11 protein-coding genes are annotated in these 14,790 nt (G+C 42.7%); 1 reads left to right on the forward strand and 10 read right to left on the reverse strand.

What is annotated here, in order from left to right; all coding sequences use genetic code 11:
- The 10 genes from KEM09_RS10415 to KEM09_RS10460 form a co-directional block, all read right to left on the reverse strand.
- Nucleotides 1-924 carry a GYDIA family GHMP kinase gene (locus KEM09_RS10415; RefSeq protein ID WP_212228120.1) on the reverse strand — a complete coding sequence of 308 codons (924 nt, stop codon included), beginning with the start codon at nucleotides 922-924 and terminating at the stop codon, nucleotides 1-3.
- Complete coding sequence (locus KEM09_RS10420; RefSeq protein WP_212228121.1) at nucleotides 925-2,229, reverse strand: hydroxymethylglutaryl-CoA reductase; 1,305 nt, start codon at nucleotides 2,227-2,229, stop codon at nucleotides 925-927. It lies immediately after the preceding gene.
- Nucleotide 2,230: 1 nt separating this feature from the next.
- Entirely contained in the window at nucleotides 2,231-3,232 is a 1,002-nt protein-coding gene (locus tag KEM09_RS10425; RefSeq protein ID WP_212228122.1) for a beta/alpha barrel domain-containing protein, read from the reverse strand.
- A gap of 41 nt (nucleotides 3,233-3,273) precedes the next feature.
- Nucleotides 3,274-4,422, reverse strand: coding sequence for an acyl-CoA dehydrogenase family protein (locus KEM09_RS10430; protein ID WP_212228123.1), 1,149 nt, complete (start codon nucleotides 4,420-4,422; stop codon nucleotides 3,274-3,276).
- Nucleotides 4,423-4,470: 48 nt separating this feature from the next.
- Nucleotides 4,471-6,402 (reverse strand): acetyl/propionyl/methylcrotonyl-CoA carboxylase subunit alpha, encoded by a 1,932-nt coding sequence (locus KEM09_RS10435; protein WP_212228124.1) that lies wholly within the window; start codon nucleotides 6,400-6,402, stop codon nucleotides 4,471-4,473.
- A gap of 6 nt (nucleotides 6,403-6,408) precedes the next feature.
- On the reverse strand, nucleotides 6,409-7,209 hold the full coding sequence (locus KEM09_RS10440) for an enoyl-CoA hydratase-related protein (protein ID WP_212228125.1): 801 nt from the start codon (nucleotides 7,207-7,209) through the stop codon (nucleotides 6,409-6,411).
- Nucleotides 7,190-8,791, reverse strand: a complete 1,602-nt coding sequence (locus tag KEM09_RS10445) for a carboxyl transferase domain-containing protein (protein ID WP_212228126.1) — start codon at nucleotides 8,789-8,791, stop codon at nucleotides 7,190-7,192. The genes KEM09_RS10440 and KEM09_RS10445 overlap by 20 nt, the downstream gene beginning before the upstream one ends.
- Nucleotides 8,792-9,454: 663 nt before the next feature.
- A complete protein-coding gene (gene lolA1, locus KEM09_RS10450; protein ID WP_212228127.1) occupies nucleotides 9,455-10,096 on the reverse strand; it encodes an outer membrane lipoprotein periplasmic chaperone LolA1 in 642 nt (213 codons plus the stop codon).
- 73 nt (nucleotides 10,097-10,169) lie between these two features.
- Complete coding sequence (locus tag KEM09_RS10455) at nucleotides 10,170-12,629, reverse strand: FtsK/SpoIIIE family DNA translocase (protein ID WP_212228128.1); 2,460 nt, start codon at nucleotides 12,627-12,629, stop codon at nucleotides 10,170-10,172.
- A gap of 134 nt (nucleotides 12,630-12,763) precedes the next feature.
- Nucleotides 12,764-13,444: a hypothetical protein gene (locus KEM09_RS10460; protein WP_212228129.1), complete on the reverse strand. Its 681-nt coding sequence runs from the start codon at nucleotides 13,442-13,444 to the stop codon at nucleotides 12,764-12,766.
- A 319-nt stretch (nucleotides 13,445-13,763) separates the two neighbouring features.
- Between KEM09_RS10460 and arcC the strand changes: the two genes are divergently transcribed.
- On the forward strand, nucleotides 13,764-14,744 hold the full coding sequence (gene arcC, locus KEM09_RS10465; protein WP_212228131.1) for a carbamate kinase: 981 nt from the start codon (nucleotides 13,764-13,766) through the stop codon (nucleotides 14,742-14,744).
- The last annotated feature ends 46 nt before the right edge of the window (nucleotides 14,745-14,790 follow it).

Consider the following 14,790-nt stretch of genomic DNA (forward strand, 5'->3'; position numbering starts at 1 on the left):
TTACCCTATTTTTAATTCGTTTAGTTTAAAGATGGTGTTCAGGCCTTTTTCAGAAAAATAGTTTTTAACATATTTTTCAGGTTCTGTGGAAGCTACCATGATAAAATCGCCTCCCCATGCACCCAGTGCTTTAATAAAACCACGGAAATCCTTAAAATGTTCACTTTTGATTGGCGATAATTGAACAATATTGCTGATATGGGCTTCATGCTCTTCCATCAATTGGCCAAACTCATATAAGTCGTTACATGCAAGCATCCTATCAGTAAGAGAGCTGATGTGCAGGATACTTTCAGGGTGTATTTCCTTTTTGTTAAAGCTGGCAATTGCTTGTTGGCTGCTTTGTTTTCGGCCCGAATAGATGAAATATATTTGTTCATGAAATTCAGGCTGAAACTTTACAGATTCGTTTTTAGGAATGCCATTCTTCAGCTCATAGAAGATAGGCGATGTTGCTGTTGCACAGGCAATGTCGTAACCCGAGCCACCAAAAGTGTCTTGCAGCAAAAGGTAGGGATTAACCCCCAGCCACTGCGCCAGTAGTGATATCAATGTTGAACTGCTTCCCCATCCCCAACTTGCATTAAACTCCAGGTGAGTTGATACATACATGTTCTGTAATAATTGTGTTATATCTTCCCTGTAGTCCTGGCATTTACGAAGTATGTCAGCCAATCTTTGGGCCAGTAATAAGTTGTCACATTCTAACACTTCTAATGATTGGTTGTAGCTGGCCTCAAACCAGCTGCCATTGACTGTGCTTGCCTTCCATGTCAGAAAATGCATTTCATTTTCTTTAACCGTCAGCCTTTGTCCGTACTTTATAGGTAAAGCCAATGCTTTTGCGCCTGCTAATACCAGGTATTCGCCGCTTATCAGCAGTTTTCCATGTGCATAGTATGATTGTGAGTTATCCTGCAGCATCTAAGGTCTCAAAGTGTTTAAAAAGTTTTCCACCATCGTGTAACTAACCACGCTATCCTTAAAATGTTTGGTAGCTGCAGCTTTTTCCGCTTCATTAGCACCAAAGGCATTAAGTATGTTGCTCAGATGCAGTTTCATGTGGCCTTTTTGTATGCCGGTAGTTACGAGCGATGCTACTGCAGCAAAGTTATTGGCCATGCCTGCTGCTGCTGCCACCTGCATTAACTGTTCGGCCGATGGTTGCTGTAATATGTGCATAGCTGCTTTGGCCATGGGGTGATTGTTCGTTAATCCGCCAACCGTACCCAATGCCAATGGCACTGTTAATGTGTATTCAAAGTGTTCGTTCGTCAATTCAGCGTTGGTGAGTGATGCATAGCGGCCGTTGCGCGATGCGTAGGCCTGTGCGCCGGCTTCAATGGCTCTGAAATCATTACCAGTGGCCAATACCACAGCATCAATGCCATTAAAAATACCTTTGTTGTGAGTTACGGCCCGGTACGGATCATTAACAGCTATGTCCACTGCCGTTTTAAACCGTTTTGCAAATTCTTTCGGTGTGTAGCTGCCTGCGTAAGGTCGCAGTTGTTCAATTGAGCAGCTAACTTTACATTCAACCAAACACTCAGGCGTATAGTTACTCAATATCGCCATAATAACCGATGCCTCCTGTTCCTGCAGAAGCTGGGGATGTTGGTTGATGTAGGCCATTAGCTCGGGACCGATGGTTTCGAGGCAAGTATTAATAAAATTGGCGCCCATCGAATCAGCTGTCTGAAATTTAATCAGTGCCTGACAGGTATCCATCATATTGGGTACCGCCTTAAACTCAATTCCCTTTATGCCGCCACCTCGCTGTCGCATTTTAGAAGTGATGGTGGCTGTAACAGAATGTATTAAATCTTCTATCTCTTGCTTACGTTCATTAAGAGCATTGACATTGCCTTGCCAGTTGAAGAAGAGTTGACCATTCTTTATGGTGCTGATGACTCTGGTTTGAAAACCACCATTTTTAGCCCAAAAACCTGCAGCCTTTGAAGCAGCAGCCACAACTGAGCTTTCTTCAATCACCATGGGTACTATATACAGCGTTTCATTTATCAGGAAGTTTGGCGCCAGGCTAAATGGTAAATAGAAATTTGAGATGATATTCTCCGAAATATCATTAAATAAATGTTGCTGTTCAGGGTGAAGAAATACGTCAAAGGATGCGGCAATTTCAGGTGCCAGCTGCTGTTGCTCAACCAGCACCTGAATTTTTTCTTCACGACTCAATTTAGAGAAGCCTTTTATCAGTGATTGCATATTATGCTTGTTTGACTTTGAGGAAATTAGTTGCCAGGCTCCAGCTTTGGTCAATCTTCTCGACAAATACACGTAGCTTACTGTAATCGCCCATGGCATGACGAAGAAAAGCAGAACCCATGCCATAAAATGCGGGTAGCTTCGAGATAGATGTAAGGTAATAACCATCCAGCACACTTGAAATGCCACCTGATATGATGAGCTGTTTCGCCTGTATGGCTTCAAGCGGTAGTTCATCCACCAATTTATTCACCATGTGTGTCATTTCTTCAGCTGTATGGCCGACATGTATAAAAGGATTAAACACCTCGGCAGCAACGGCATCGGAACGGTTGAGCTCCACCAGTGAGAAATTGGTACCGCCCATGGCCGCAAACTCGATGGCTTCTATCGGCAATTGTAACAGTTGTTTCAGGCTGGCATAGCCAAATCCCTGACCAACCTCTTTGATGATGATCTTCATGGTGGTGTTCTCCAGGTATTCCTGAAGCAACTCCAAAGCCGGTCGCTTTAATTGATCGCCTTCGGGCTGAAAAGCTTCCTGTAATGGATTGATGTGTACAATCAAGCCATCAGCATCTAATTTTTCAACCAGTTCAGCTAATTTATCTGAGCTGCCATCTTGCAGCATGCTTTCTAACTGGCAGATGCCAATATTAGCAAACAGCGGAGCATCATTACCCATGATGGGGCGAACATCAAAATCTTCAAAGTGTTCAGGTGAGTCCAATAGAATGCGACATGAGCCCAAACCCATTCCCAAACCAAATTCGGCGCAGGCCTGAGCCAGGTTCTTGTTGATGGTACCGGCTCGTTTGGTGCCACCCGTCATGCTGGAGACCCATAATGGTAACCGCATTTTTTTACCGGCGAAATGAAATTCCTGCTCCGTTTTTTGATGGATTCCAAACAAGGGCTCGTAATCAAAGCGGTTATCGGCATGTTTCGCTTCAAGTCGCGAGCTAAAAGCTAAATCAATATGGTCGCGTTTCCTGTCTTCCATTACCTGTGGTTTTGTTTAATTATGGTAAAAATAAGGTGAACTTAAACCAATCCCAAATGCTTGCTGATAACAATGCGCAAAATTTCAGATGTGCCTTCACCAATTTGCAGAATACGCTGATCGCGATAGAAGCGCTCTATGGCGGATGATTTTAGTAAGCCTTGTCCCGAAAAGATCTGAACGGCCTCATCTGCTATTTCTTTGGCAATGTCGCTGCAGTAAAGCTTGGCCATAGCCGCTTCCTTGCCAAAAGGCTGTCCGGCATCTTTCAAAGCGCAGGCGTTGTATAAAGTATTACGCGCCAGCTCAAGCTTCAGGGCCATATCAGCCAGTTTGAAAGCAATCACCTGGTTGCTGGCAATGGTCTGACCAAATTGTTCACGCTTCTGAGCATATTCCAGGGCCATCTCATAGGCTCCCTGTGCCAGTCCCAATCCCATGGCAGCAATGGATAAACGGCCTGAATCAAGCGTCTTTAGCATTTGCCCCAGACCTTTATCTTTTTTACCTAAAAGCTGATCTTTATTGACCTTGATATTAGAGAATTTGAGTTCGGCGGTATCGGAGGCCCGCCACATCATCTTTCCAAAAATACGTTTGGTTTCAAATCCTTCTGAGTCCCTGTCAACCAGTATTGTTGAGAAGCGCTTCTTGCCATCTTCTTCATTTGTAACGGCCAGTACGGTAATACCTTTCATCAGTTCATTACTGCCATTGGTAATGTACCGTTTACTGCCGTTGATCAGCCAGTGATCACCTTTGTCTTCAGAAGTTGTTTCAACGCCCTGAGCATCGGATCCTGCCATTACCTCAGTCAAACCAAAGGCCCACAGTCCTTCTCCGGATGTTAATAAAGGTACATATTTCTGACGTTGCTCTTCGGTGCCAAAATGATATACGGGAGCCAGTCCCAGGCTGTTGTGAGCAGCCATAGTAGCAGCCTGCGAACTATCCACACGTGCCAGTTCTTCAACGGCAATAATATAAGACAAGGTGTCTTTGCCTTGTCCGCCATGCTCTTTGGGAATATCAATGCCGTATAAGCCTGCTTGTCCCATTTTACGGGATAACTCCACCGAAAAGGTTTCGTTCTCGTCGAGCTGGGCGGCCATTGGTTTAATCTCTTTTTCGGCAAAGGCTCTCACTTCTTGTCTAAAAGCTTCGTGTTCTTTTGTGCTTAGTATTGACATGTAATTTTTTGTTATGCTATATTTCAAATTCAGTTATGTTCTTTTGTGTTATTCAGCTTTGTAAGCCAGCAGGTTCTGATTGAGCTTTACCTGCTGTCCTGCGCTGATATGTACTTTATCGATGATGCCATCTTTCCAGGCTTTAATATGGTTTTCTGTTTTCATGGCTTCAAGTACCAGCAGCAAATCGCCTTTTTTCACCTCTTGCCCTTCATCCACATGCACCTTCATCACCTGCGATGGGATAGGAGCCAGGTAATGATCGCCATTTAAAGTGCTCTCCCCATTACTTTCAGGATGGTAATCCGGCAGCCAGTCATCGGCTTTAATGCTTAGCCATTGTTGATGATGATTGATAAGTACAGTATCCAATTCCTCAAAGCAATAGAAATGATGAATTTTACCTTCCAGCTGAAACTTCAGAAGATGATTTTCTAATGTGCACTTTTCAAGTTGAAAAGCTTCCTGATTGAGTTGAATGTTAAGGTTTTTATCAGCCAGACTTGCTTCGCTCAGGTAGCGATTATCACCAATACTAAAAGCAAACTGAAGCAATTGTCGCCAAAAACGTCCCTGTTGCCGTTTGATGCGGTAGGCTGTATAAGCCAGACCGATTAGTTTATCATCGTCAGCTGTAGTTTTCAATAATTCTGCGAGATGCTCATCGCAGAAGCGGGTGTGTAAACTCACCTCTGCAAAAGCCTGGTGCTGCAGTATTGTGTTCAGGAAACCGGCATTGGTGGTAATGCCTCCGATGATCAAAGCATTATTTGCGTTTAATGCTTTTCGTATGGCTGATGCCCTGTCTTGGGCATGCACCAACAGTTTGGCAATCATCGGATCAAACTGCGAATGAATTTCACCTGGCTTATTAAAACCTATCTCTAGTCGTGCCAGACTGGTATCAGGAAGCAATAAATTCTTTATCACTCCAGGACTCGGTCTGAAATTATTAGTCACATCTTCGGCACATAAGCGTAGTTCAATGGCATGACCATTAATAGCCAGGTCATCCTGATTGAAGTCAAGCGCTATACCATTGGCAATCTTAAATTGCCATTGAACTAAATCTACACCTGTGATTTCTTCTGTTACGCAGTGTTCAACCTGAATGCGTGTGTTCATCTCCAGAAAATAATGCTGTCCCTCATCATCCACTAAAAATTCAATGGTACCGGCATTGGTGTAGTTAATGGAGCGGCAAAGTCGCAGCGCCTCATCATATAGTCGTTGTTTTATGTCATCAGAAAGATTTGCAGCAGGTGCTTCTTCTATTATTTTCTGGAAGCGACGCTGAACAGAACATTCTCTGTCGAACAGGTGAATTAAATTACCATGCTTATCAGCCAATACCTGTACCTCAATGTGACGCGCCTTTTTAATGTATTGCTCAACATAGAGACGTTCATCGCCAAAATACCTTAACGCCTGCTTGCTTAAAATGGGCAGGTATTCCAGCAGTTCCTCTTTGTTATGGCATATTTGCATGCCTTTCCCACCACCACCCATGGTAGCTTTAACAAGTACCGGGTAGGGTAGGGCATCTGCCTCAGCCAAAATAGTTTGCAGAGAACCTTCCCATGATTTGGTAAGTGATACATTGGCCTGTTGCGCAATGCTGCGGGCTACTTGTTTATCGCCCATCCGTTTAAGATTATCGGCTGATGGCCCTACGAATGTAATATTCGCCTTTTGGCAAGCCTCTGCCAGGTGTTGATTCTCCGACAAGAAACCATAACCCGGGTGGATGCAGTCAGCTTTATACTGCCTGGCAATATCAATAATGCCTTCAATATTCAGGTAATTCTCTTCGAATGGTCCATCAGCAAATAGGTGTACTTCGTCACTTAGCTGTGCCGGTAGTGTATCTTTTTCGAGTTCAGAGAGTGTGACAACCGTTTTCAAACCCAACTGATGTGCTGCCCGTATTATTCTGGCCGCAATTTCTCCTCTGTTTGGTATCAGTACTTTCCTCATCATTCTTTCTTATTTATTCCATTCAGGCAGGCGCTTTTCAAAAAATGCTTTTACGCCTTCCACGCCTTCGGCACTGCTGCGTGCTTCTGCAATTGCACTGGTACATGTTGCTTTGTTCTGTGACAGACTGGCCTGACCCATTTGATTAATAAGTTGCTTGGTTGTTGCCATGGCTTGTGGTCCGTTTCCTTTAAAGGCTTCACATAGCTCATCAATACGTGCTGGTATGTCTTTGCTGGCCATTGTTTCGTGAACTAGGCCAACCTGACGTGCTTTTTTTGCTGTAAAGGATGCAGCACTTAACATGAGCGCTCTGGCATGTGAGTTGCCAATTTTGTTTATCACAAAAGGAGCGATAGTGGCTGGTACCAATCCCAGTTTAACTTCTGAAAATGCCATACGGGCATCTTTATCGGCTACTACATAGTCGGCTGTGGCCAATAAGCCCAATGCACCGCCCATGGCATACTTTTCTACCCAGATAATGACTGGCTTTGGAAAGTTATTGAGCAGTTCAAAAGCTTCATAAAACAAGTTGGCATCAGCCAGGTTTTGTTCATGAGTCTGGCTTAAACCTTTCTGCATCCATTGTAAATCGGCTCCTGAACTGAATACGCCTTCTGCTCCTCTGATAACAACTATTTTTTGCCGCTCATCGTCTTTTATCTTATTGAGCGCCTTTATGAGGCATGACAGCATACCTTTTGAAAGTGCGTTTCGTTTGGTAGGATCGTTCAGCAATAAACGACTGATGCCATTGGATTGATTTAGCTCCACAAGTGGTTTAATACTACATTCTAAAGACGCCATATTTTGTGTTTTTTGTTTCGTTGTTATACATTATTTTTAATACCAGTCCTGCAATGGAGCGAGTGGAGTCAGGCGTGATGATGCCGTCGTCCCATAAGCGACTGGTACTGTAATAGGGCGAGCCTTCCTCTTCGTATTTTTTGAGGATGGATGCCTCTATTTCTTTCAATTCAGCTTCGTCAACAATCGTATTTTGTGCTGCTGCCTGGTCACGTTTAAGAGTGGTTAATACTTGTGCCGCCTGTTTGGCACCCATCACCGAAATACGGGCATTGGGCCACATAAATAAAAAGTGAGGATCGTAAGCACGACCAGCCATTGCATAGTTGCCGGCTCCGTACGAGCCTCCCATAATTATGGTAAAGTAAGGTACGGTTGAATTAGCCAGGGCATTCACCATTTTGGCTCCGTCTTTGGCAATGCCACCATGTTCATAATCTTTACCTACCATGAAGCCGGTGATGTTTTGCAGGAATAGCATGGGAATACCACGCTCATTGCACAACTGGATAAAGTGTGTACCCTTTAGGGCCGACTCTGAAAAGAGAATACCATTATTGGCCAAAATGCCGACCTGTTTGCCTTCAATCCTGGCAAATACAGTAACCAATGTATTACCATAGTCACTTTTAAATTCATGGAATTGACTGCCGTCAACCAGGCGGGCAATTATTTCACGAACATCCGGGAACGGTTTACCTGTTTCTGGTACTAGTCCGTTAAGTTCATTAACAGGGTAGCTGGGCTCAGTATTTTCGTCTTGTGCAATTGCAGCATGCTTAGGCAAGGTTTCAATGATGTTTCGGCAAATATGAATGGCATGCTCATCGTTATCGGCCAGATGATCGGCAACGCCGGAGATTTGCGTGTGCACAGCACCACCACCTAACTCTTCTGCACTCACCACCTCGCCGGTAGCTGCCTTTACCAATGGAGGGCCTGCCAAGAAGATGGTGCCTTGTTCCTTAACAATAATTGTTTCATCACTCATGGCTGGTACATAGGCACCCCCGGCTGTACATGAGCCCATTACGATGGCAATCTGTGCAATGCCTTTAGCCGAAAGGCGTGATTGGTTGAAAAAGATACGACCAAAATCATCCCTGTCGGGAAATACGTCAGCCTGGTTGGGCAAAAATACACCTCCACTGTCCACCATATATATACAAGGCAGTTGGTTTTGCAGTGCAATTTCCTGTGCCCGCAGATGCTTTTTTATCGTTTCTGCAATATAGGTTCCTCCTTTTACTGTGGCATCGTTGGCCACAATCATTACCTGCCGGCCATGCACCTGTCCAATGCCGGTAACAATGCCAGCCGATGGAAAAGCATCGTTGTACTGGCCATTAGCCGCCAGAGCAGATAACTCCAGAAAATATGAATCCTTATCGAGGAGGTAATCGATGCGCTGACGAACGCTTAGTTTACCTTTTTGCATGTGCTTTTGCATAGCTTTGGAACCAACACCTTCATGTACTTTTCGCAGTTTTTGAAGGTATTCCTGAGCCAACAACCTGTTTAACTTTTGGTTATTGATAAATTCCAGAGTGCCGGTATTTATGGTTGTTTTATACTTAAACATCTTTTATTCGCTATTCGCAAATAATAACCTTTTCACAGGGTAAATGTTCAGCAAAATGAGGAAATATCTGAACGTATCGGCTGCCGATTTTAATATCTTATGAGGTTTACCTTCTGATTCTAAAACAATAGCGAATGTATTTGCTTGCTTCTGGGAATAAATCAACCGATACGAAATGGTATTTGCCTGTCCAGCTGTTAAAACGGACCGATACTAAATGGTATTCGCTTGTACAGCTACTAAAACAGACTAATACCAAATGGTATTTGCTTGTCCAACTACTAAAATGGACCGATACCAAATGGTATTTGCTTGTTTGGTTCTTAAGACAGACTGATACCAAATGGTATCGTCAAGAAATTAAAAAGACGTCGATACCAAATGATATTGGTTCTTTTTTTGGCTCTATATAATCTGTAGTGGGTAAAGTTTCAAGTAACGTATTGGGGTTTTCAACCCCAAGCCCCGACTTCATTTTTTCAAAGATGAAAAAACGCAAGCAAAAAAACTTCGGCTATGGCTTACCAGCCAAGGCTGTTGGGGAATTCCTGAGTTTACCCACTCATATCCATACAGAACCCTTTTTTTGAATTGGGGAATGTTTTCATGCAAAAAAAAAGTCCGGCATGAGCCAGACTTTTCATTCGAATATTTTCAAGTTGTTTATCGCATATCAATAACATCCACATTAGGATTGGCAGCCTTGTCAAATGCAAAAGTTTTATCATCAAATGACTTATTGGTTTTCATGTCCTTCACAATTACCGTGTAGTTGTTGCCATCTTTACCCACCTGGCGGATTGAGTATAGCTGCAAATCATCCTTCAATACTAATAGTTTAATGCGCGAAAAGGGTTTGTCGCGGTTCACCGGATACAGGTCAATTTCGTGACAGGCTTTTCCGTTAGCAGTTCCTTCAGCCACATAGTTATATGTATAGCCTTCTTCATAAATGGTAAATATGGTTGCCGGGTTAAGCGTTTCTTCATCGTCCAAATCCGGAACAGTGATGTTTACTTCATCGGCATCTATCATGTGAGTATATAATATCTCACCATCAAAATAGGTGTCCACATCCATCAGGTTTACCTTGTATTTATTGCCTTTCAGGATGATGTGGCCATCATATACTTCGTTGATGTCTTCCTGCATGTTCTCCAGGGAAAATGAAAAAGAGGCTTCAATGGAAGTGAAGGCTTTTGTTTTAGCAGATAGCTGGTCAAGAATGGTTTTAGCTTTTTCTTGTGATTGAGCATTGCTAATTAGGCCGATAATAGCCAGTGCCAGTGTGAAAATGTATCTCATATTAATCGTTTTTTTCATATGCTGTTTTGTTTAGATGTGCTATAGCAATCAATAACTGTTCCAAAAATAGACTTTAATTAAATTGAGCCAGATGTTTCTCCAGTTCCAGTTCATCAGGTATGAGTACCTGGCGCGCTTTACTACCCTCAAACGGACCAACAACACCCGCTGCTTCCAACTGGTCGATGATGCGTCCGGCACGGTTATAACCAATGGAGAAGCGGCGTTGAATAAGCGAAGTGGAGCCACTTTGGTTAGCAACAACCACGCGGGCGGCTTCTTCAAACATGGGATCACGCTTACTTAAGTCAACCTCTCCGGCGGCAGGTTCAGAACTGCTTTCACCAACATACTCTGGCAGCAGGAAGGCCGACGTATAACCCCGTTGCGAACCAATAAAATCGTTGATGCGTTCCACCTCAGGTGTATCAACAAAGGCACACTGCACACGCACCAGGTCGCTGCCTTGTGATATCAGCATATCACCGCGACCAATCAGCTGATTAGCTCCGGGTGAGTCTAAGATAGTTCGTGAGTCAATCATCGAAGCTACTTTAAAGGCCACACGTGTTGGGAAGTTAGCCTTAATGACACCCGTAATAATATTGGTAGACGGACGCTGGGTAGCTACAATCATGTGAATACCTACCGCACGTGCCAGCTGGGCTATACGGGCAATTGGTAGCTCTACTTCCTTACCTGCGGTCATAATCAGGTCGGCAAACTCATCAATGATAACTACGATGTATGGTAAGAAACGGTGTCCTTTTTCAGGATTCAGCTGACGTTTAACAAACTTATGGTTGTACTCCTTGATGTTACGTGCATGGGCTGTTTTAAGCAGCTCATAGCGGTTGTCCATCTCAATGGCCAGCGAGTTAAGCGTATTTACCACTTTCTGCACATCGGTAATAATCGGATCTTCCTCATCGGGCATTTTCGCCAGGAAGTGACGCTCTATTTTCGAATAGATATTCAATTCTACCTTTTTCGGATCCACCATCACAAATTTCAACTGTGATGGATGTTTCTTATACAACAGTGAAGAGATGATGGCATTCAGTCCAACTGATTTACCTTGACCGGTGGCACCAGCTACCAGCATGTGAGGCGCTTTGGCCAAGTCAATCACAAAGGTTTCGTTCGAAATGGTTTTACCTAATGCGATAGGTAGTTCATATTTTGTATTCTGAAATTTCTTGGCGCTTATGATCGAGCGCATTGCAACTACTTCTGGTTCTGAATTAGGCACTTCAATACCAATGGTACCTCGTCCTGGTATAGGCGCAATGATTCGAATACCCAAGGCAGCCAATGAAAGGGCAATATCATCCTCCAGATTCTTAATCTTAGAGATACGTACCCCTGGGGCCGGCACAATCTCATACAGAGTAACGGTAGGTCCAACAGTGGCCTTAATGTTTTTAATCTGAATCTTATAGTCTTCCAGAGTTTTAACAATCCGGTTTTTGTTGGATTCCAGCTCTTCCATCGAAACTTCCGAGTTGTCGGCACTGTGATCGTCCAGCAGTTCAACACCCGGCAGCGTGTATGATGATAGATCAAGCGTTGGGTCGTAATCGCCTAACGGCTCGTTTTCGTAGTCATCCGATACCTCTTCCTCTTGCACCTTTTCAATGGTTAAGTCCAGGCTGGCTTCATCATCCACCATGTTCTTGTCAACAGTTGGCGAAAATTCCAGTGTTGAACCAGCTATTGGTTCCTGGGGTGTTTCAACAGGCGTTTCTTCTACCTGTTTAATTTCTTCCGTTTCTTCCTGTTCAATTTCCTTATCAAAGCTTAACTCTTCAACTGGCGTAGGAGTGGTTGTGTCAGGCTCTGTTACATTGTTTGCAGACACTTCACTACCTGGCTCATTGACAGCAAGCTCTTCCTCTGCTTTTTGATCCTTATTAAGCGGCTTACTTATAAAATGGAAAAAGGAATCAAAGGTGACAGACAGGTATATAAGTAGTGTTACAAGGAGTAAAATGACAGTGCCAACACCACCAATAGCAGCAGTCAGCCATTTACTCATGAAATAGCCGTGCGTTCCACCCAATAAAAGGTACTGGTCATTAACTGAACCGATGAATAAAAAGCCTAATGCTACCGACAGCCACACTGAGACAACAAAACAGTGCAAAAAGGTTTTTCGCAATGGTAGCACACGTGCTCCCAATAAGCGGAATCCGATAATAAATAAAAGCAGAACGATAGAAAAGGCTGCAATACCAATTCCTTGGTTTATAAAGAGGTCGGCAATAAGTGCACCACGATGCCCCGTCCAGTTCTTCACTGCAATGTCTGAGCTGGTGAATAATTCCCAACGGTTAATGTCAAATATACTTTTATCGGCAAACCCGGTGAAAAGGAATGAGAAAAAGGCCAGTAGGAAATAAAAGGCTACACCAATGGTGATAATACCCAGTATAAAGCGAAATTTAAAGTTTTTGAAATTGTCCTTTAGTGCACTTAGTCTTCCTTTGGCTGATGTTTTCTGTGATTTGGTCTTCGTTTTCTTCTTTGCCATAAGATATTTTTGTTGTCTGAGGTCTTATTTAATCACAAAAATAATAAAACCACCACCAATAAAGTCATTCCTTTATTAGTTTTTAAAACTATGGCAGAAGAACAAATTATATGGGTCTTGTAAATGTATTAAACTTATTGAATTAGTGAACTAACAAGTTCTGCAATTTCACCCGAGTCACTTTGACTATAATTGTTAGGAGTAGCAAAGACCTTGTCATTTATCTTTTTAAGTTCTATGTTTTGAGCCGTAAATGTCAGGTTCAAATCTTTATATGGCAGTGAAAATTCCAGCAAAACGCCTGGTATGTCATCAAACGGGCTGTTTTCTTTAGGGCGATTAAATTTTATCTCTTCTGAATAATACACTTCAATGTCAGGCTTATTACTGCCGTTAAGATACACCAAAGCCTTGTTCGCAATCAGTCCTGCTATTTGTTTGTGCGTATCATTTATAAACTCTACTCTTGATTCACCGTGTTTCTCAAAAAGGAAAAGATGTTCACCAGTTTTATGATTATGGAACATACGCTTGTCAAACACTCTAAACAAGGTTGTTGCGCTGTCACCATCGGCTCTTGAGATGTATTCAAGACTATAAAGACTGAGTTCGCCTTTTATAGAAACTTTATAGTTTTTGTTTTTAAAGGTGGTTTCCATTTTGGTAGGCAGGAAACTGGCATATCCTTTTTCCTGAATCTCTTCGGGGTATGCAATTTTATAGCTTATAACTCCCTGGTTTTTTGGGGCCTGTTGGTTGATGTTACAGGCTGTAACAAAAGCTGTAAGAAGTATTAAAACAAATAATTTGTGCATTGTGTTTTGGTTTGTAGATACCCTTAATGGGTTCACGTCAAAAGTAATAATAATAAATGCTTCGGATATAATCGTTGACAAGGTAAAAACCATGATTGGTCAAAAACAAGCTTTGATTACGTGTGGTTTATTCAGAATTATTGTGCAGATTCTGATACTAAATTATCACGTACTTACAAATTGAAACCGCCGAAATATGCTTAATAACAGCTTATGTGGGATGAGTGATAATAATCATGTATTAAATCACTAAAAGTTTGTTATATCGCAAAAAGAAGACCTAATAATTATAAACCAAGTAACTAAAATCTAAAAAACCATGGGCAAATTAGCAGTTATTGCACTTGGAGGAAATGCTCTGTTGCGTGACAATCAGGTTGGTACTATTGATGAGCAAGAGCAAAATACTACTGATACACTAGAGAATATCGTATTTCTGTTGAAGGAAGGCTACAACATTGTCATATCTCACGGCAATGGTCCGCAGGTTGGTAACATTGTGATGCGCAACGATGCTGGCGAACAAATGTATAATATACCTCAGATGCCATTAGATGTTTGTGTAGCTGATTCACAGGGAGGTATTGGATACATGATCGAGCGTTCGCTTAAGAATGTGATGCGTAAGCACGGTATTCAGCGTAATGTACTTACCTTGATGACAACAGTGGAAGTAGATCCTAATGATGAAGCCTTTAAGAATCCTACTAAGCGAATTGGTAAAATTGTTTCGAAAGAAGAAGCCGATAAGCTGGCACAGGAAAAAGGCTGGACCTTTAAAGAGGAAAAGAAAACTACAAGTGGCTACCGACGCGTGGTACCATCTCCTCAGCCCAAAACTGTGGGCAACTGGGAAGTGATTGAAAAGAACGCTCGTGAAGGAACCATAATTATTGCTGTTGGTGGTGGTGGCGTTCCTGTTTACACCGATGAAAAAGGGGATATTCGTCCAATAGAAGCTGTTATCGACAAGGATTTGGCGAATTCTTTATTGGCGCGTCAGATTAAAGCAGATCGTTTCTATATTTTAACGGATGTACCATTTGTTTATACTAACTTTGGCGAGCCTGATCAAAAGGTGTTGGAATTCCTCAACGTGGAGGATACCCATAAATACCTCGAGGCCGGAACATTTGGCGAAGGAAGTATGGCTCCAAAAATCAAGGCAGCCCTTCAGTTTGTTGAAGGTGGGGGCGATATGAGTGTGATTACCGAAGCCACAAAGCTGGAAGATAAAGCGTATGGTACAAAAATTACCACAGAGTACGACGAGGCAGATTTGAATAAGTACGAGAAGTAATTAATTCAGTAGCTTTTAGGCAGTAGGTAGAAGTTGTAGAGAGAAG

This window comes from Carboxylicivirga mesophila (genome assembly GCF_018271975.1).
Taxonomy (GTDB): Bacteria; Bacteroidota; Bacteroidia; order Bacteroidales; family Marinilabiliaceae; genus Carboxylicivirga; species Carboxylicivirga mesophila.